Below are 18,722 nucleotides of genomic sequence, written 5' to 3'. Positions count from 1 at the left end.
ACGTTTATCAAAGTGAGAAAGCTATGACTCAGTTTGTACCTGCACAATCCTATTATGCGGCATCTGCAAACCCTGCTCCAGAACGCCCAGCGCTTGAAGGCCTACACGAAACAGACGTCTGTATCGTTGGTGGCGGCTACACTGGGTTATCCACAGCACTTTTTCTAGCGGAAGCGGGATTTAACGTCATTGTATTGGAAGCCATGACGGTTGGTTTTGGTGCTTCTGGACGCAATGGCGGTCAAATCGTCAACAGCTATAGCCGTGACCTCGACTCTATTGAGAAACAAACCTCGGCGCCGCACCTTAAACACCTCGCGGAAATGGCATTTGAAGGCGCACAGATTATCCGCCAGCGAGTGAAGGCCTACGACATCCAATGTGATTTAAAAGACGGTGGAGTGTTTGCGGCCATTACGGCTAAGCAACTCAAACACTTAGAAAGCCAACAACAACTCTGGCGACGCTTTGGCTACGATCAACTCGAGTTACTCGATACTCAACAAATCAAAGAGGTCGTCAATACCGATCGTTATGTTGGCGGTGCGCTTGATCACACCGGTGGCCACATTCATCCCTTAAATCTTGCCTTGGGCGAAGCCGCCGCCTTTGAACAGTTAGGTGGCAAGATCTTTGAACACTCGATTGTTACCTCGTTCAATCAAGGTGAGACCGCGGAAGTCCTTACTGCAAAAGGCATTGTCAAAGCTAAATTTGTGGTGATCGCGGGCAATGCCTATCTTGGCAATCTCTTACCGCAATTAGCGGCTAAGTCCATGCCCTGTGGAACACAAGTCATCGCAACAGAGCCCCTTGATGAAGCTCTGGCACAGAGCTTAATTCCGAAAGACCACTGTATCGAAGATTGCAATTATCTACTGGATTATTTCCGTCTGTCTGGTGATAAACGCATGCTATATGGCGGCGGGGTCATTTATGGCGCACGAGACCCTGCAGACATTGAAAATATTATTCGTCCAAAAATGCTAAAAACCTTTCCACAACTGGCCAATGTGAAAATTGAGTATACCTGGACAGGCAATTTCTTACTCACTCTGTCTAGACTGCCACAAATGGGGCGTATTGGTCATAATATCTATTACTCCCAAGGCTGTTCCGGTCATGGCGTCACCTTCACTCACGTCGCGGGCAAAGCCTTGGCAATAGCGATTCAAGGCCAAGCTGAACGTTTCGATGCCTTTGCCAGCCTGCCACACTATCCATTCCCAGGGGGACGCTCTTTCCGTATTCCTTTTACGGCGATGGGCGCAGCTTACTATACTTTACGAGACAAACTGGGCATTTAAGAGAGGGAAACGAACATGCGAAATGTGACCGTTGCTGCCACACAAATGGGTTGTGATTGGCACGTACAAGACAACATCAATCAAGCCGAGCAACTGGTTCGTGCCGCGCATGCCAAAGGGGCGCAGATCATTTTGCTGCAAGAACTGTTTGAACGCTGTTATTTTTGTCAAAAACAGCGCTATGACTATTTAACCTTTGCCACGCCACTAGAGGACAACCCTGCCGTCAAACACTTTCAAGCCTTAGCCGCAGAGCTGAAGGTGGTGTTACCTGTCAGTTTTTACGAGCGCCACAATAATGCTTTTTACAATAGCATTGCGATCATTGACGCCGATGGACGCAACTTAGGCCTATATCGAAAAAGCCACATACCTGATGGACCGGGCTATTCAGAGAAATTCTACTTCACTCCAGGTGACACTGGCTTCAAAGTATGGAAGACCGCCTATGCCACCATCGGCGTGGGTATTTGCTGGGATCAATGGTACCCCGAATGTGCACGTGCCATGGCATTAATGGGTGCCGAATTGCTCTTGTATCCGACGGCCATCGGAAGCGAACCCCAAGACAGCGGTTTGGATTCACGCGATCATTGGCAACGTGTGCAATGCGGGCATGCCGGTGCCAACCTAACACCGCTCATCGCCAGCAACCGCGTTGGCCGTGAGACAGAGGGGGATTCAGCGATTACCTTCTATGGCTCATCGTTTATTGCCGATGAAACGGGCGCCAAAGTCGCTGAACTGGATCGGACGGAAACAGGTATTATCACCCATACATTTGATCTCGATGCGATCGCACATAAACGTCACTCTTGGGGTATTTTCCGTGATAGACGGATAGATTTATTTTCACCAATTCTGACCAAAGATGGAGTCACACGTTGATGGGTACCCTCACTTTGTTAAAGACACCCAAGCAAGATGGTTTCTGTATGCCAGCGGAATGGACACCTCACGAGCAGACCTGGCTCATCTGGCCGGAAAGACCCGATAATTGGCGCGAGCAGGCTCAACCTGCACAAACCGCATTCGTCACGCTGGTGAAAAGTATCGCAGAGTTTGAGCCTGTCTCTTTAGGTGTCAGCGCCAAGTCTTACGAACACGTCTACTCACTGTTCGAGAATGAAACCAATGTTCGAATCATCGAACTCTCCAGTGACGATGCATGGGTTAGGGACACGGGTCCTACGTTTATTCGTAACTCCGCTGGCGAGGTCAGAGGCATAGACTGGATCTTTAACGCTTGGGGAGGGCTGAATGGCGGGCTTTACGACTCATGGGCACTGGATGATCAGGTTGCCCAAAAAATCCTGCAAATCGAAAAACTAGCGCGTTATCGTGCGGATTTCATTTTGGAGGGTGGTGCCATTCATGTCGACGGTGAAGGTACCCTGTTAACCACAGAGACCTGCTTACTGAACCCCAATCGTAACCCTCACCTCAGCCGCAGCGACATAGAAGACAAGTTACGTGAGTATCTTGGCATCGAAAAAGTGCTTTGGATTCCGAAAGGGATTGTTGAAGATGAAACCGATGAACACGTCGATAATATGGCCTGCTTTATTGCACCCGCAGAAGTGCTCCTCGCATGGACAGACGATCAACAAGACCCTCAATACGCCGCCTCTATGGCCGCATTTGAGTATCTAAGTCAGCAAACAGACGCAAAGGGCCGAGCACTGAAGATTCATAAGATCCCCGTGCCCGGACCTCTGTACATGACCGATGAAGAAGCGGCAGGTGTGATGGTTCAAGCGGGCTCTCAGCCTCGGCAAGGGGGAAATCGTTTAGCCGCCAGTTACGTCAATTTTTTATTCTGCAATGGTGGTATCGTTATGCCTGCGTTTGACGACCCAATGGATAAGATTGCAGCCGATCTACTCAGCAAACTCTGCCCTGAACATAAAATTGTTCAAATTCCTGGCCGGGAATTATTGCTGGGTGGGGGGAATATCCATTGCTTGACCCAACAGCAACCGATTAAAAAATAACCAATTTTGCCTATAAATCACTTTTTTTACATTTTTTTCATCTTTTTTAAAAAAAGGTGTTGACGGAGGCCGTCAAATTTTATTTAATACGCGCCTCGGTTAGCCCGGATAGCTCAGTCGGTAGAGCAGAGGATTGAAAATCCTCGTGTCGGTGGTTCGATTCCGCCTCCGGGCACCATTTTCAAACAGAGTGTTGAAGATGGTGCAAACCCTAACCAACCGCTTTACATCTCCTAGAAACTCTTCTTTAGAAAAAATACTCTGATCGTTTATAAATCCGAACTAAGATAGCATTCTGGATAAGACCGTCTCAATTTAACTGAGTTTTTGCTGCCATATACATCACACCATAACTCAGATTGCCTATACACTTCTGAGATTAACGAACACAGTTGCGTCCTGCCTGTTTCGCTTCATACATTTTCAAATCTGCAACCTTTATAGCCTCGTCCAGGCCATTCGACACTTTACACAAACTGACACCAAAACTCGCCGTCAAAGGGATCGGCTGCCCTTGATAGCTAAACTCTGTCTCGACTAAGGCGGCTCTGATTTTTTCAGCAACGTGCAGCGCATCCATCACGCCACATAACGGCAATAAGAATAAAAACTCTTCACCCCCACTGCGGCAGGCAATATCTTGTTGTCGTAAATGATCCAAAAACAACTGAGCCACATGCTTTAACGCTAAGTCACCACACTCATGCCCATAGCTATCGTTCAATTTTTTGAAATGATCGAGGTCGCACATGATGACCGCTAGAGGTAAAAAGTTCTCGGGGTTTTGATTAAGGTATTTTGGAAGACTCACGGTAATAAACCGACGATTGACCAAGCGTGTTAGAACATCTGTGTTCGCCTGCTTTTCTCGACTCTGCTGAACTTGAGACATCGCCATATGGCTACGCTCTCTAAAGAAATCATTAATCAAGCTAACGATGATGACCAACGATAGAGACACCAAAAAACGACTTTTCTCTGCATCTGCATACTGTGCTTCGATAAATCCAGGCACATACAGCATGACCGATAACAGTATGAGCAGGATTATGTTCATGACTAGGGCTTTGCGAACCCCAAGCAACCCAAACAAAATGGCAGGAAATGGAAATACCCAATACAGCGCTGTGTTTTCATGGCCGCCTTGATACACCAAAGCCAACACAAATGTTCCGACTAAAATACTTTCAAACTCACACGCCTCATTTAAACGACGTGTAAGATGATAAAAAAGCACATTTCCATAAAAAACCGCACTACACCCAAATAAAATTAACAGAAGCAGGTGATTGTGATTAAAAAGATGCAAAATGCCATACACCAGCATAACGCTGCCAGTAATATAGCTAACGAATAACAAAATAGAGCGCTTGCGAGCGTCATCTATGGAGTTAGCGAGCTTGTGGCTTTCGACTTCGAATTCTTTTCGCAAACGTTGGCACCCTGCCTACTATTTTTATTTGTAGATTATCCATTTAAGATCCTCTTGTCAGCGCTTCATTCCAAGAGGGCAGTCACGATTTCAGCGATTATAAACGCATTTCCAATAAATTCAGATATTTTTTAACAAGCGTTTGATTTTAAGCCCACACAACCGATAGCATTAGGATACACAACCATGAGTGATTTAGACTACCTAGAAATCGAACCCGTCATGCCTGCACGCTATTGTGTTATATGGCTGCACGGATTAGGTGCCAACGGACATGATTTTGAACCCATACTGCCAGAGCTGGGCTTGCCCAGCAATCATAGTGTCCGCTTTATCTTCCCCCATGCGCCGACGATCCCTGTGACCATCAACGGTGGAATGATCATGCCTGCATGGTACGATATTCTCGATATTAATATTGAACGCAAGGTCGACATTCAGCAACTGAAAGATTCTGCCCAAGCCATCGAGAGGCTAATCGAGCGAGAGATTCAACGAGGCATCCCAAGCCAAAACATTATTCTGGCGGGCTTTTCGCAAGGCGGAGCCGTTGTGTATCACACAGCCTTAAATACCCACTATCCTCTAGCGGGTCTCCTAGCGCTCTCAACCTACTTTGCAACACCAAAACACACCGACTTTACCCGCCAAAATCACGCTTTACCAATCTTAATTCAACACGGTCTTTACGATGATGTTGTCCCTGAAGCACTAGGACAACAAGCCAAAACCCTTCTCACAGATCAAGGCTTTACTGTCGAGTATGAAACCTTTCCTATGGAGCACTCACTGTGTTTGGAGCAGGTTAAGCGGATTGGACAATGGTTAACCTCACGTTTAACCTAACCCTTAACTGGGTGGCTCCCTCTATGTGAGAGGGGGCAACGCTTATTACCTCCCACAAACACCTCAACAATGCTCAGTCGTATTTCAAATATTACAAAAAAACGTTTCCGGTAACATTTTCTATTCACTTTAGTCCTTTTTAATCGCTCCTAAGAGCCGATCTTTTCAAAGGATCGCTCCCAATAACGTGATTCATTTGAAAAAAATAAGAATAGGAGCGTTACCATGAACCTTAAATCCGGGCTATTAGCACTGGCTGCTTCAACCGCATTACTCTCACCGCTGGCCTTTGCGGATAAAGCCCCAATCGTTGGCTTAATTACCAAAACCAACACCAACCCTTTCTTTGTCAAAATGCGTGAAGGCGCTCAACAGCGAGCTGATGAAACGGGCGTTGAACTGCGTACCTTCTCGGGGCGTTTTGATGGCGATAACGAATCTCAAGTTCAAGCCATTGAGAACCTGATCGCTGCGGGTGCTAAAGGCATCTTAATTGCTCCAAGTGACCCTGTCGCGGTTGTTCCAGCCATTGATCGTGCTCGGGCAGCAGGCCTGTTGGTCATTGCATTGGACACACCGCTGAGTCCTGCTGACGCCGCCGATGCAACCTTCGCAACCGATAATTACAAAGCCGGTGTATTGATAGGGCAGTGGGCGGCTCAAACACTGGGTGATAAAGCCGCTGATGCGCGGATTGCGATGCTAAACCTGAATAGCAGCATGATTACGGTTGATGTCGCGCGCAATCAAGGCTTTATGGAAGGCTTTGGCATAGATGTCAATGATCCTAACCGCATCGGTGACGAGAAAGATCCACGCATTGCTGGTCAAGATGTCACCAGTGGTGCGGAAGAAGGCGGACGTCGTGCCATGGAAAACTTACTCCAGCGTGACCCAAGCATTAATGTGGTTTACACCATCAATGAACCCGCTGCAGCGGGTGCCTATGAAGCCTTGCGGGCCGTAGGCCGTGAGAAGGATGTTTTAATCGTGTCGGTTGATGGTGGCTGCCCAGGCGTGGAAAACGTGCGTGATAACGTCATCGGTGCCACCTCGATGCAATTTCCTTTGCAAATGGCGTCAATGGGTGTTGATGCCGTTATTGAGTTTGCCAAGACCGGACAAAAGCCACAAGCCTCTGAAGGGCTGGACTTCGTGAACACAGGGGTGGAGTTGATTACCGACCAGCCACAAGAAGGGCTGGATTCGAAACGCTCTGCTGAAGGCCTTGAGCTTTGCTGGGGCTAAACCAAGCCTGTATCAGGGTAGAGCGCGATGCGCCTCTACCCCTCGTAAGTGTCAGTGGAGTCCGTCATGTCAGAAAGTCAAATACTCTCAACGCAACAACCTGCCGAGCATGAGCGCATTGCCGATGCGGCATCCGGTGCTGTTGCAGAATTTAATCTACCGCAACCAACCCTAGCTGAAAAAGCGCATCGTTTCTTTCACAGCAACCCAACGGCGGCACCGTCTATTGTGCTACTTCTGGCCATAGGTGCCTTTACTCTAATTGTAGGAGAACGATTTTTACAGCCGTTTAATATGTCCTTGATCCTACAACAGGTCACTATCATTGGTATTTTGGGTATTGCTCAAACCTTGATCATACTGACGGCAGGCATCGACTTATCCGTGGGTGCCATTATGGTGTTAACCTCCGTGGTCATGGGTCGCATGGCCGTGGAAGTTGGCCTACCGCCCTCTGTAGCTTTAGGTTTAGGGCTGTTAACGGGAGCTCTGTGTGGATTTATTAACGGGCAATTGGTCACGCGCTTTAAGCTGCCCCCTTTCATCGTGACCCTTGGAACTTGGAATATCTTCTTTGCCTTGAACCTTTGGTACTCCAAAAGTGAAACCATTCGCGCACAGGCCATTGATAATGCGGCACCGTTGCTCCACTGGACAGGGCGGACGCTGGAATTTTTTGGAGCCAAACTCACCTACGGCTCGCTATTGATGTTAGCGCTGTTTTTCATCATTTGGTATGCCCTCAATTGGACGGCTTGGGGCAAACATGTCTACGCCACTGGCGATGATCCAGCGGCAGCGCGTTTAGCTGGCATTCGCACAGATCGTGTGCTTCTGTCTGTGTACGTGGTCGCTGGCGTTATTTGCGCAATCGGTGCTTGGGCTCTGATCGGACGCATAGGTTCGGTCAGCCCACAAGCGGGCATGACGGCCAACCTCGACAGCATTACGGCGGTGGTGATTGGCGGCTGCAGCTTGTTTGGGGGTCGAGGTGCTATTTTCGGAACTCTCATTGGTGCGCTAATCGTCGGGGTGTTTAGAAATGGCTTAGCCTTAGCCGGTGTCGATGTGCTCTGGCAAGAATTCACCATCGGCTTATTGATCATAGTTGCCGTCGGCATGGATCAATGGATCAGGAAGGTATAAGTATGTCAAATCTCAGCGCTCAACAACCCGTATTGCAAGCAACTCAACTCATCAAGCGTTATGGCCACGTTACCGCCCTAGACGGCGCTGATTTTGATCTCTATCCCGGCGAAATTCTGGCCGTGATCGGTGACAACGGTGCTGGTAAATCATCCTTGATCAAAGCCCTATCGGGTGCTTTGGTTCCGGATGCTGGTGAAATCCGTCTTGATGGAGAAAGAGTCGAGTTTAAAAGCCCGATGGATGCCCGCAACGCGGGTATTGAAACGGTGTATCAAAACCTGGCAGTTTCGCCCTCGCTCAACATTGCCGACAACCTGTTCCTTGGACGAGAAAAACGTCGTCCCGGTATTCTGGGAAGCGTTTTCCGTATGTTGGATCGAAAGGCCATGCATAACGAAGCGCGGACGAAGCTGAGTGAGCTGGGGCTACTGACCATACAAAACATTAATCAAGCGGTGGAAACCCTGTCGGGCGGGCAGCGCCAAGGCGTCGCCGTCGCGCGCTCAGCCGCATTTGCTCGCCATGTAGTGATTATGGATGAGCCTACCGCCGCTTTGGGGGTCAAAGAGTCTCGCAAAGTGCTCAATCTGATTAAAGAAGTGAGAGACCGTGGTCTATCGGTGGTTTTGATTAGCCACAACATGCCGCATGTATTTGAAGTGGCCGATCGCATCCATATTCATCGCCTTGGCAAACGCATCGCGGTTATTAAGCCTAACACCCACAGTATGTCCGATGCCGTGGCGATCATGACCGGAGCGCTCAACCCCGAAGACCATCCCTCTTGTACCGCCAATGCATAAGCTGTTTTTGTGAAGTGATCGCCGTACTCACTTGAGCGCGACGATCACTACCAAACCTCAGCGGCATCGAGATTAGCAGCATTCACCCAACGTGCGGGAATTAACACTTCCCGCAGGTTAAGGGCTTTTCCTTGAAGTAAATCATAGCCCATTTGCACCGCAAGCTCTGCCATCTTGGCCGGGGATTGCGTCGCTGTTCCTAACAATAAACTGTCATCTGCCTGTAAGCGGCTGATAAAGCTGGGCGCACCGTCGACACTGGCAATCACAAAATTACGTTTGCCCGCTTGCTGGCCTGCCATTTCGGCGCCAAGGGCGGCTGGATCATTAATGCTGAAGACCCCTTGAATGTCAGGATATCGGGTCAGAACATGGGTCATGGTTTCCAATCCGCCTTCACGACTGCCGCCCGTGTTTAAGTCAGATGAAATCAGGCGAATGGCTGGGTACTGCGCTAAAGCCTGCTGACACCCCTCGACACGTTCTATAATCGACGAAACGGGTGGGCCGTTGAGTATCACCACGTCTCCTTGAAAGTTGAGATGCTGCGCTAACTGATCACAGGCAAGATGCCCTGCTTGATAATTGTGTGTCGTCACCGTCGCGTCCGCCCCCAAGGCTTTAACATCGACGGCAAGTACCGGGATACCTCGCGACTGCGCGCGATCGATAACCGCTTCAAACGCGTCAAACACAGCGGCGGACACTAAAATCATATCAACAGACTGCTCAATAAAGGACTCTATTTGCTGTGTCTGACGCTCAACATCATACGCACTGGAATAGAGCAGTGTTTCAACCTGATCGCTCTCAACCAATGCCTGTGCTTGCCGCTTTGCGCCTTGAGCCAATGCAGCAAAGTAGGGATTACCCAGATCTGACACCGAAATGCCCAAACGTAGGTACGCCAGTCTATCCAATGTTTCTGCCTGTACCCAAGAAGTCATAGACAGCAGGAATATACTCAGGATAAAAGGGCAGTGCCTAGTTTTCAGTCGGCTCATGATGCTCCTTAGGGTCACAGAAAATAAGTTGTGTGATGGCAGCCGCTAAGGCTTCTCGAGAATATGGCTTTGCGATAAACGCAACCTCCTCGGTTAAACCATAGCGTTGCTGTAATAAAAATGGGTGTAAGCCCGACGTCAGTAACACTGGAAGCTCTGGATAGAGCTGGGCTAAGTGTTGCTGCAAGGCAAGGCCATGCCATTGGCTACCCAAATTGATATCCGAAAAAACCAATGCCACGCTCTGATCAGATTGGAGTACAGATAGGGCCTGCTCAGCGCCTGTAACAGGCACAACACCATAGCCCAAACCTTCCAGCAGATCTTGCGACATTTGACCTACCTGCGGATCATCTTCAACCAAGAGTATTCTCTGACCTTGCCCCAACATTAACGGGCTCACCGTCTCTGGCTCCGTGGATGGATTGGGCAGCGCCATTTCGCAAGGCAGCAGAACATCCACCTCTGTCCCTTGCCCTACGTGGCTGCGAATCTGGATATCGCCCTGAGACTGCTTCACAAAGCCATAGACCATGCTTAACCCTAAGCCACTGCCTTCACCTATCTCCTTGGTGGTAAAAAAGGGCTCAAAGACGCGTCGAATCAAGGCGTCAGGAATACCACACCCCGTATCACGAACACAAATGCGGATGACCGCCTGTCGCTCGCCATTCAGCATGGCCAGCGGCTCATAGGTGGTTTCAAAGCAGAGCTGCCCACTCCCTTGCATGGCCGCACTGCTGTTAATCGACAAATTAAGCAAGGCATTTTCGAGCTGGCTAGGATCAACGGACACAAGAGCGGGATCAGCCTCCAATGCTAACTGCAAAGTAATGCCATCACCAACACTGTACTCTATTAGATCGAGCATACCCTCAATCAGGGCATTCACATCAACCACTTCTGGCTGTAGGTACTGCTTACGAGAAAAAGCTAAGAGTCGCTGGGTCAAATGACGCCCGCGATCTGCGGCCGCTAAGGCTCGGTGCGCATAAACAGCTGCAGGGCTGTCTGCAGCCAAGTGGTCGCCTAATAACTGGAGATTACCAAACATGGCGGCAAGTAGATTGTTAAAGTCATGCGCAACACCTCCTGTCAGTTGGCCAAGAACCTCCATTTTTTGAGATTGGCGTAACTGGGCCTCGATGGCTTTGCGCTCAGTTAGATCGGAGTAGAGTGTCACAAACCCACCTTCGGGCATGGGATTGCTTCTAAATTCAACCACCCGCCCACCTGGGAAATTGCGCTCAAAACGCTGGGTACTTTGTTGACGCAATTGATTCACTTCGTCTCGATTCAGCATGATTCCATTCAGCGCCCAACCTTCTTGAGCTTCGACAGATAAACGCGCATAAACCTCTTCAATTGACATGCCTTTATGCAACTCTTCTTCTGACAAGTCTAGCATGGCAGCGTATTGAGGATTCCAAGCAATTAAGCGGTTTTGCTGATCAAAGACGCTCAAGCCATCATTGATATGGTTGAAAATTGTTTCCAGCAGGTGTGACTGTTCCTGGAGATCTTGGCGCATGCTATCGATGGCGACTGCATTTTCCCGAAACACAGCAAAAGCACGCGCCAACTCACCCATTTCATCGCGACGTTCAATGGCTGGCGTCGGCAACAGAGTGTCACCCTTCGCAAGGCGCGACATAACCGCAGTCACACGCCCTAAACTCTCAGTGAGCTCACGCACAATCCAAATACCAGCCAACGCTGCGGTAAAACACAGCAAAGCAATCATTAAAATCCCTGTTTTACCTGAGTTCACCGCCAATCCCATGCGTTGACTTTGGTGCGTAATCTGCTGCTGAACTTGATCGACAAAGTCTTTCACTTCAAGACTTAACTGATTGGAAATCGCTCGGGTTGACGCCAGCAAAAAGGCACGACGCTGTTGCAACTCGACCTGTTCAATGCGTTGTCTGAACAAATTTGAGTCAGCGATCCCTAAGGTTTTCAAATCAGAGACTAGGGTAGAGAGGGGACGGTGCACATCGTCGTGTTTAAACGAAAAAAACTGCGCTGAAAAGGTCGTCTCTAACTCTTCAATTGCTTCAATATCATCAAGATAGAGTGCTTGGTTCAGTTGGTCAAACAGCACGAATAATGTGAGAGACAAAGGCTCAATTGACGCGGACTGACTCAACACTTTCAGTTCGTCACGTAGCTGATTCAAACTGTACTCGTATTGGCGCACATCCTCACGCAAGAGTAAGTGTGCTCGGGTTAGACCCATTAATTCCGTGATGGTCAACTCAAGCTGATTTAACAAGGGCTGTAAATTGGGTGCCGCTTCCTCTAACTGAGGAATCTGTACAGATAAGTCCAACACTTGGTTAATTTTTTCTTCGAGCGAACGATTGAGCTCACTGAGCATAGAAGGGCTACTGGTATTGGCCACATAGGGCGCGACAGCGGCCAAATTTGCAGTGCGTTCGGCCAAGGCCAAAGACTGAAGAATCGTTGGCAGTGCCTGCTGTTCAAACTCTTTGAAGGCCGTGTCTGTATTACTTAGCCCCGTCCAACCCACCAATGCCAGCAAGGTCGATGAGCTCGCTAAAATCACAAACGCAATCATCAGCCGAGAGCGCACGCCTAAACCTTGAAAGGGAGACGCTCGTCGCCAAGATGCCAGCGACATTAGCATTGTGTCACACTGGCGCAAAACATATAGCCGACACCTCGCTCTGTCTTAATGTAAGACGGCTGTCTTGGATTGGGCTCGATTTTTCGTCGTAGACGCAGGATGAGTACATCGATTGTTCGATCAAACACATCACTGTTAAAACCGCGTGTCGCCTCCAACAGCTGGTCGCGACTGAATGCTCGCTGGGGTGCGCGTACAAAAACCTCCAATAACGCGTATTCCCCTTGTGTCAGGAGCTCTTGCTGACCGTCAGGTCGATAGAGCTGTCGACTGGTCAGATCCAACACCCAATGCTCAAAACATACACGCTCATGACTGTGTAAATCGTCTCGACGCGCAATGGGTGCACTCAGCTCGAGCGTGCGACGCAGCATCGCGCGCACTCGAGCGATGAGTTCACGATTATTAAAGGGCTTCATCAAAAAATCATCTGCGGCTAGCTCTAGACCCAGAATACGATCTGTTTCATCGCCCTTGCCTGTTAGCATCATGATGGGAATACTCGATTTGGATCGAACCTCTTTAGCCAATTGAATACCGTCTTCACCGCGCAAACGCAGATCAAGAATGATAAGAGAGCAGGGGTTGTCCACTAAAGCTTGTCGCATTTCAGGGCCATTGGCCGCTTGCAGCACGCTGTAGCCATTCTCTTCGAGCAGGGATTGCAACAATTCACGCATTGGGGCTTCGTCATCTACGACTAAGATTCGCTGTCGTAATGGATCACTCATGTGTGTCCTCTTATTTTTATTTCTGTAATAGCACATTCAAGGCAAAAAAGTATTTCAATTGTTACAAACATCTGTGGTTAGATTCATTTTCTATTTATTTGAACCTGTTTTAATAGCCGATTATTTGTCCCAGATCCCAATCTGTGCAACACGCTGCCAACAGAGCGTCCTAATAATAATGAATGATCATACGCAGAGGAGCACTTAATGTTAAAAGTGATAGCGTTTGGAGAGGCTTTAATCGATATGCTCTCGACCAACACCGATTCCGGAAACTTCGCGGGCCATGAAGCCTTTATTAAATTTCCAGGTGGAGCACCCGCAAACGTTGCCGCCGCCGTGGCCAAACTCGGTGGTAACAGTTATTTTGCTGGGAAGGTGGGTCACGATATGTTCGGTGACTTTTTAGTCAAAACGCTAGCGGATTGTGGCGTTCACACCGATTACATGTTGCAAACACATGAGGCAAAGACCGCACTCGCGTTTGTATCTTTAGATGCTCAGGGCGAGCGAAGTTTTGAGTTCTATCGCTCCCCCTCTGCTGACTTGTTTTTTCAAGCAACCGATTTTGCCGACACATGGTTTACAGATGCGGGTATTTTCCATTTTTGCTCTAACACCTTGACCCATGCCAATATTCGCCAAGCCACGTATGCTGGCATACAAAAAGCGCAGCAAGCGGGCTACCTCGTCAGCTTTGATGTCAATCTGCGCCATAACCTGTGGCCTGAAGGTGAAGATACCCGTAGCGCCGTCATGCAGTGCTTAGCCAACACAGATGTTATCAAGCTCTGTGCGGAGGAATTACATTTTCTGCGTGGGCAGCAAAGTGAAACTCTGTTTATCAACGAGCTGTTAGCATCAGGTCCAAGCTTAGTACTCATCACCGATGGCGGGCACCCCCTTAAATTCTACTCAGCTACGGCTCAGGGAGAACTCGCTCCGCCTAAAGTGAGCATGGTCGACAGTACCGCCGCTGGCGATGCTTTTATGGGCGGTTTTTTATATTCACTCGCCAAAGCGAACATAGACCGCCGCGAGTTTTTAAAGCTGACAAAAACACCCACTGCATTCAGTCCCATGCTGAACTTTGCGAATGCGTGCGGAGCATTCACGGTTACCCAAAAAGGGGCCATTAACAGCCTGCCAACTCTGTCCAATCTTGACGCGTTATTGTCATAAATCCTATCTAAACTTCAAGACAGCGTTCAATCTACTGAAAGGTGTTTGAACGCTAGCACTACGACTTACGTATAAAACAAACTAACGACGTAGGAAGGGCTGTTAATTCTGCCAAAATGGGTTAATATCCTTAAAAAAGCAGGGTAAAGGAGTACTGATTCATTCATCACAATTGGTAAACCAACGTTTTGAACTTACTCCATCTAACTCGTTGTTCAGTTCTTTCTTCTCTCCGGCTTGTTTCAAACAAGAGGCTCTCTTTATGAGCCAACGTGGCACACCGATCAAACACGCAGATCACCCCTCAACAAATCATGACCTCAGATACTCAACCCGTTTAGTGTTAATTTTTGGTCTGATCAGTATTTTTGCGTTTGGTCTTTCTGCGGCGTTCTCATTTCGTACGGCAGAAAAGCAACTGGAACAAGAGGTTCAGAAAAGTCTTGAGCAGAAACATCGCTCAATCGCTAGCGCGTTAAACAACCGCTTAGATTTATTGAATGCTTACCTGAAGGGGACAACATCCAATTTAGCGATTCTGTCTGAAAGTGCGGATGCACACTCCTTCGAATCCATGATCGACAATATGGCTCATCTATTCCAAGATTCAGAAACAGGTAGTGTCTTGGATATTTTTTTTCTGGTCAGCACTGAGCAAGAGGTCTTACTCAACGCCAACCATCCAAAGTATCGCCTTGAAACCTTCATCGACCAACTCAAATCGCCGATTCACTATACCCACCAATGGCACTTAATTCCAAACGATGAATTTTCGGTCCTCATCAAAGCGGCACCTATTTTTGATCCATTGACCATCGATTTAAAAGGTTATATGTATGTAGGGTTGGCCTTGCATGCCAGTCATCCTCTTATGTTATACCTGCTCGAACAAACTCAGACAAAGTCTCTGAGTTTAAGTACTCAGCAACGCAATCTACTGAGCAACCCTGTGGATAAAGCCAATCGATTTTCAATCATTGAAACACGCAAAGAAAATCATCAAACAGGGACTGATAATACTTGCTATCTTTTTCACGACCAACTTCACTTAAAAAATGTAGACACTGACATTTGGCTTGATATAGCCGTCGATAAAAGCCACTTCCAAGTCGCGGATCGTGAGTACTGGGAGTCCTTCATGCTGCTGTCGGGTGGCTTTATTTTCTTGTTAACCATGACTGGCTGGCTCTTTCAAACCAACAATCAGCGTGCGATCAACTACCTTATTGCCTACATAGAACGTATCCAAAGAGGAGGTCACGGACTGACCTTCAAGTCCACGGGTATCTACGAGTACAATAAGATCGGCTCTGCCATTCGCAATATGTTTGCCGACCTTCACATCGCCGCAACCGTTTTTGAATCCTCAGAAGGGATGATCGTCACTGATCGACACAAAACAATTCTGAGAGTCAATCAGGCCTTTACACAGATCACCGGGTTTGAAGCGACTGATGTGATTGGTCAATCGATCGAAGTGATTTACCCTTATCATGTTTATAGCTCGGTTTATGATCAACTTATCGAAGCCATGAACGAAGGTAAAGCTTGGCAAGGCGAAATCTGGAGCACTCGCAAAGAGGGTGAAGAGTATTTACTCTGGATTAACGTCTCTGCGGTTGAAAACAAGTCTGATCAAAGCGTTTTAAATTTTGTGATCACCCTCAGTGATATCACTCAACGTAAGGAATCTGAAAATAGAATTAAACAGCTGGCATTCTACGACCAGCTTACCCACTTGCCCAATCGTCAGCTATTAATGGATCGAGTGAAACAGGCACTGCTTAACAGCCAACGAAAACACTGTATTGGTGCCTTACTCTATATTGATTTAGATGATTTCAAGACCTTAAATGACACTCGTGGACATCATGCCGGAGATCAATTATTAAAAATGGTGTCTGAGCGTTTAATTAACTGCGTACGCAAAACCGACACCGTTTCCCGCATTGGCGGCGATGAGTTTATTATTCTACTGGAAGAGTTGGGCAGTTGCAGAGATTCGGCTTCCAATATGGCTGACCTCGTTAGTCAGAAAATACTCAGTAAGTTGTCCCAGCCTTTCTGGTTTGATGGCATTGAACACTTTAATACGCTTAGCATTGGTATCACCTTGTTTGATCAAGAAAATGCTGGGATTGATGATGTCTTCGCACAGGCCGATTTAGCCATGTATCAGGCAAAAGCGGCAGGGCGTAACACCCATCGTTTCTTTAATCCCGATATGCAAGCACGTGTCCACGAGCACGCCAGTTTGGCCAACGACATTAGACAGGGGATTCAACGCGGTGAATTTACCCTCGCGTATCAAATTCAAGTTAATCATCTGGGAAAAATGCTCGGCGCCGAGGCCCTATTACGCTGGCATCATCCAGAACGCGGCAACGTATCCCCAGTAGACTTTATTCCTGTGGCAGAGAAAACAGGCCTTATTCTTCCCTTGGGAGAGTGGGTACTGCATACGGCTTGTCAACAACTCGCGGAATGGCAACTCAATCCCGCCACTCAACACCTCACCCTTGCTATCAATATCAGTGCCAAGCAACTCCACCAACCCGAGTTTGTCAGCCAAGTCATTGCTATTGTTGAACAATATCAGATTAACCCAACGCGTATGAAGCTTGAAATCACCGAGAGTATGCTCTTGGTCGATATTGAAGACACGGTGGATAAAATGGTTCAGCTGCAAGCTCTTGGCATTAGCTTTTCACTGGATGATTTTGGCACTGGCTATTCATCCCTCATGTATTTAAAACGCCTACCGATTGATCAACTCAAAATCGATAAGTCCTTCGTCAAGGACATGTTAACGAACCTACAAGACTCAGATATTGCCAGAACCGTGGTATCCTTAGCGAATAGCATGAGTCTATCGGTCATTGCTGAGGGGGTCGAAACCGACGATCAACGGTCACTGCTCGCCAGTTACGGTTGTCTAGCCTACCAAGGTTATTTATTTGGCAAACCTGTCAGCGCCGATCAATTAATCAAGAGCGCATAATGCATGATGAACATCGTTCTCTTTGAACCTGAAATTCCACCCAATACGGGTAATATTATTCGTTTGTGTGCCAACACTGGCTGCCAACTCCACTTAATTCAACCACTTGGCTTCTCGATGGACGAAAAATCCTTACGCCGAGCGGGTCTGGACTATCATGAATTTGCAAAGATACAACTGTGGGATAATTACGAGCATTTCATGAACGTTGCTCAGCCTAAACGCCTCTTTGCTTTATCCACAAAGGGCACACACAATTACACCGAGACACAATTTGAATCTGACGATTTTTTTATTTTCGGCCCAGAGACGCGAGGACTACCGGCGGAGATTTTAAATCAATTTACGCCCGAAAACCTTCTGCGTTTGCCAATGTTAGCGGGCAGCCGTAGTATGAATTTATCCAATTGCGTCGCGATTGTGGTATTCGAAGCTTGGAGACAACTTGGATTTGTTGGCGGAAGATAGGAAGATATTCGAAAAATAAGGAAAGGGTTATGTCTTCAAAATGGTGCAGATGGGGAGACTCGAACTCCCACGCCGGTGAAGGCACTAGCACCTGAAGCTAGCGTGTCTACCAATTCCACCACATCTGCAAGTATTTTGACTTTTGACCCGTGTTTGCACCCATTGTAGATGGTGCAGATGGGGAGACTCGAACTCCCACGCCGATGAAGGCACTAGCACCTGAAGCTAGCGTGTCTACCAATTCCACCACATCTGCGTCAAAAGTGGGGCGAATTATATCCGCCCGACCCCATCTTGGGAAGACCCGACTGGAGAATATTTATACACAGAGTCCGGCTATCCGCGTGCTAAACACTCATGAAACGCCCCAGCGAGGCCTCTTAAATACTCAACATACGCCGTTGCTGAGGGTGTGATGTCCCTTGCTAAAGGGTCCAGAACCGCATGACCCACATCAAGACCACGAGTGATTGAGGTTACCACTGCGCTGGTAAACTGAGGCTCACTAAACACACAAGCCACTTCTCCTTCCTGAAGTTGATTGCGAATGGCCGTTAAATGACGAGCTCCGGGCTGACGCGCTGGATCAACCGTGAAATAGCCCAATTGATTTAACTGATAGTGATGTACAAAATGCCCATAGGCATCATGAAAAACATAAAACCCTTTATCTTTAACAGGGGTTAGTGTCGCACTTAATTCGGCATCTAACTGGCGAACATCTGCAGAAAAGCGTTCTAGGTTCGCCTTTAAAGCCGCTTCGTGATCAGGCATGATCGGCACAAGAGCATTGACCATCGTTTGTGCTATTTTGATTGCGTTCACTGGATCTAACCAAATATGTGCATCGTGATCATGGTCATGATGTTCTTCATGCTTGGCATGATCATGGTCGTGGCCGTGATGC

Annotated in this window: 15 protein-coding genes and 3 tRNA genes; 11 read left to right on the top strand and 7 right to left on the bottom strand. The window is 48.0% G+C overall.

Translation table 11 applies throughout. The features are described 5' to 3' along the window. Window positions 1-23: 23 nt before the first annotated feature. The 4 genes from D791_RS17350 to D791_RS17335 all read left to right on the top strand — a co-directional run bounded on the left by D791_RS17350 (window position 24) and on the right by D791_RS17335 (window position 3,479). Window positions 24-1,307 (top strand): NAD(P)/FAD-dependent oxidoreductase, encoded by a 1,284-nt coding sequence (locus D791_RS17350; RefSeq protein ID WP_036514359.1) that lies wholly within the window; start codon window positions 24-26, stop codon window positions 1,305-1,307. Between the two features lie 15 nt (window positions 1,308-1,322). Further along, on the top strand, window positions 1,323-2,195 hold the full coding sequence (gene aguB / locus D791_RS17345; protein WP_036514356.1) for an N-carbamoylputrescine amidase: 873 nt from the start codon (window positions 1,323-1,325) through the stop codon (window positions 2,193-2,195). After that, on the top strand, window positions 2,195-3,301 hold the full coding sequence (aguA, locus tag D791_RS17340) for an agmatine deiminase (RefSeq protein WP_036514353.1): 1,107 nt from the start codon (window positions 2,195-2,197) through the stop codon (window positions 3,299-3,301). Before aguB ends, aguA begins: the two co-directional genes overlap by 1 nt. Window positions 3,302-3,403: 102 nt before the next feature. Then, window positions 3,404-3,479, top strand: a tRNA-Phe gene (locus tag D791_RS17335). Window positions 3,480-3,680: 201 nt separating this feature from the next. Here D791_RS17335 and D791_RS17330 read toward each other — a convergent pair. Further along, window positions 3,681-4,733, bottom strand: coding sequence for a GGDEF domain-containing protein (locus D791_RS17330; protein WP_051514657.1), 1,053 nt, complete (start codon window positions 4,731-4,733; stop codon window positions 3,681-3,683). Window positions 4,734-4,919: 186 nt separating this feature from the next. Between D791_RS17330 and D791_RS17325 the strand changes: the two genes are divergently transcribed. The 4 genes from D791_RS17325 (at window position 4,920) to D791_RS17310 (ending at window position 8,779) form a co-directional block, all read left to right on the top strand. Continuing rightward, window positions 4,920-5,579: an alpha/beta hydrolase gene (locus D791_RS17325; RefSeq protein WP_036514350.1), complete on the top strand. Its 660-nt coding sequence runs from the start codon at window positions 4,920-4,922 to the stop codon at window positions 5,577-5,579. 225 nt (window positions 5,580-5,804) lie between these two features. Then, a complete protein-coding gene (locus tag D791_RS17320) occupies window positions 5,805-6,827 on the top strand; it encodes a sugar ABC transporter substrate-binding protein (protein WP_051514656.1) in 1,023 nt (340 codons plus the stop codon). A gap of 66 nt (window positions 6,828-6,893) precedes the next feature. After that, window positions 6,894-7,973, top strand: a complete 1,080-nt coding sequence (locus D791_RS17315) for an ABC transporter permease (protein ID WP_036514347.1) — start codon at window positions 6,894-6,896, stop codon at window positions 7,971-7,973. Between the two features lie 2 nt (window positions 7,974-7,975). Beyond that, on the top strand, window positions 7,976-8,779 hold the full coding sequence (locus tag D791_RS17310) for an ATP-binding cassette domain-containing protein (RefSeq protein WP_036514344.1): 804 nt from the start codon (window positions 7,976-7,978) through the stop codon (window positions 8,777-8,779). 47 nt (window positions 8,780-8,826) lie between these two features. Here D791_RS17310 and D791_RS17305 read toward each other — a convergent pair whose 3' ends face one another. The 3 genes from D791_RS17305 to D791_RS17295 are packed head-to-tail and all read right to left on the bottom strand — an operon-like array spanning window position 8,827 to window position 13,164. Next, window positions 8,827-9,783 (bottom strand): substrate-binding domain-containing protein, encoded by a 957-nt coding sequence (locus D791_RS17305; RefSeq protein WP_036514341.1) that lies wholly within the window; start codon window positions 9,781-9,783, stop codon window positions 8,827-8,829. Beyond that, entirely contained in the window at window positions 9,764-12,433 is a 2,670-nt protein-coding gene (locus D791_RS17300) for a PAS-domain containing protein (RefSeq protein ID WP_051514654.1), read from the bottom strand. Before D791_RS17300 ends, D791_RS17305 begins: the two co-directional genes overlap by 20 nt. Further along, a complete protein-coding gene (locus tag D791_RS17295; protein WP_036514338.1) occupies window positions 12,427-13,164 on the bottom strand; it encodes a response regulator in 738 nt (245 codons plus the stop codon). Before D791_RS17295 ends, D791_RS17300 begins: the two co-directional genes overlap by 7 nt. A 207-nt stretch (window positions 13,165-13,371) precedes the next feature. Between D791_RS17295 and D791_RS17290 the strand changes: the two genes are divergently transcribed. The 3 genes from D791_RS17290 (at window position 13,372) to trmL (ending at window position 17,815) form a co-directional block, all read left to right on the top strand. Then, the gene (locus D791_RS17290; RefSeq protein ID WP_036514335.1) at window positions 13,372-14,346 is read left to right on the top strand and encodes a carbohydrate kinase family protein; all 975 of its coding nucleotides are present in this window, start codon (window positions 13,372-13,374) and stop codon (window positions 14,344-14,346) included. Window positions 14,347-14,608: 262 nt separating this feature from the next. Next, the gene (locus D791_RS19325) at window positions 14,609-17,347 is read left to right on the top strand and encodes an EAL domain-containing protein (protein ID WP_051514653.1); all 2,739 of its coding nucleotides are present in this window, start codon (window positions 14,609-14,611) and stop codon (window positions 17,345-17,347) included. 3 nt (window positions 17,348-17,350) lie between these two features. After that, the gene (gene trmL / locus D791_RS17280) at window positions 17,351-17,815 is read left to right on the top strand and encodes a tRNA (uridine(34)/cytosine(34)/5-carboxymethylaminomethyluridine(34)-2'-O)-methyltransferase TrmL (protein WP_036514332.1); all 465 of its coding nucleotides are present in this window, start codon (window positions 17,351-17,353) and stop codon (window positions 17,813-17,815) included. Between the two features lie 41 nt (window positions 17,816-17,856). Here trmL and D791_RS17275 read toward each other — a convergent pair. The 3 genes from D791_RS17275 to D791_RS17265 form a co-directional block, all read right to left on the bottom strand. Continuing rightward, a tRNA-Leu gene (locus D791_RS17275) sits at window positions 17,857-17,943 on the bottom strand. Between the two features lie 41 nt (window positions 17,944-17,984). Continuing rightward, window positions 17,985-18,071: transfer RNA gene (locus tag D791_RS17270), tRNA-Leu, on the bottom strand. 80 nt (window positions 18,072-18,151) lie between these two features. Continuing rightward, a partial coding sequence (locus D791_RS17265) for a metal ABC transporter solute-binding protein, Zn/Mn family (RefSeq protein WP_036514329.1) occupies window positions 18,152-18,722 on the bottom strand: 571 nt, incomplete at its 5' end.

Source organism: Nitrincola nitratireducens (genome assembly GCF_000585235.1).
Lineage (GTDB): Bacteria > Pseudomonadota > Gammaproteobacteria > Pseudomonadales > Balneatricaceae > Nitrincola > Nitrincola alkalisediminis.
Note: the sequence above shows the minus strand (reverse complement) of the source record. Positions and strands in the feature narration are given on the sequence as shown.

Excerpts from the sequence above, each read along its gene's own strand:
- D791_RS17350 (WP_036514359.1), top strand. The coding sequence starts at position 24 with ATGACTCAGTTTGTACCTGCACAATCCTATTATGCGGCATCTGCAAAC.
- aguB (WP_036514356.1), top strand. The coding sequence starts at position 1,323 with ATGCGAAATGTGACCGTTGCTGCCACACAAATGGGTTGTGATTGGCAC.
- aguA (WP_036514353.1), top strand. The coding sequence starts at position 2,195 with ATGGGTACCCTCACTTTGTTAAAGACACCCAAGCAAGATGGTTTCTGT.
- D791_RS17325 (WP_036514350.1), top strand. The coding sequence starts at position 4,920 with ATGAGTGATTTAGACTACCTAGAAATCGAACCCGTCATGCCTGCACGC.
- D791_RS17320 (WP_051514656.1), top strand. The coding sequence starts at position 5,805 with ATGAACCTTAAATCCGGGCTATTAGCACTGGCTGCTTCAACCGCATTA.
- D791_RS17315 (WP_036514347.1), top strand. The coding sequence starts at position 6,894 with ATGTCAGAAAGTCAAATACTCTCAACGCAACAACCTGCCGAGCATGAG.
- D791_RS17310 (WP_036514344.1), top strand. The coding sequence starts at position 7,976 with ATGTCAAATCTCAGCGCTCAACAACCCGTATTGCAAGCAACTCAACTC.
- D791_RS17305 (WP_036514341.1), bottom strand. The coding sequence starts at position 9,783 with ATGAGCCGACTGAAAACTAGGCACTGCCCTTTTATCCTGAGTATATTC.
- D791_RS17300 (WP_051514654.1), bottom strand. The coding sequence starts at position 12,433 with ATGCTAATGTCGCTGGCATCTTGGCGACGAGCGTCTCCCTTTCAAGGT.
- D791_RS17295 (WP_036514338.1), bottom strand. The coding sequence starts at position 13,164 with ATGAGTGATCCATTACGACAGCGAATCTTAGTCGTAGATGACGAAGCC.
- D791_RS17290 (WP_036514335.1), top strand. The coding sequence starts at position 13,372 with ATGTTAAAAGTGATAGCGTTTGGAGAGGCTTTAATCGATATGCTCTCG.
- D791_RS19325 (WP_051514653.1), top strand. The coding sequence starts at position 14,609 with ATGAGCCAACGTGGCACACCGATCAAACACGCAGATCACCCCTCAACA.
- trmL (WP_036514332.1), top strand. The coding sequence starts at position 17,351 with ATGATGAACATCGTTCTCTTTGAACCTGAAATTCCACCCAATACGGGT.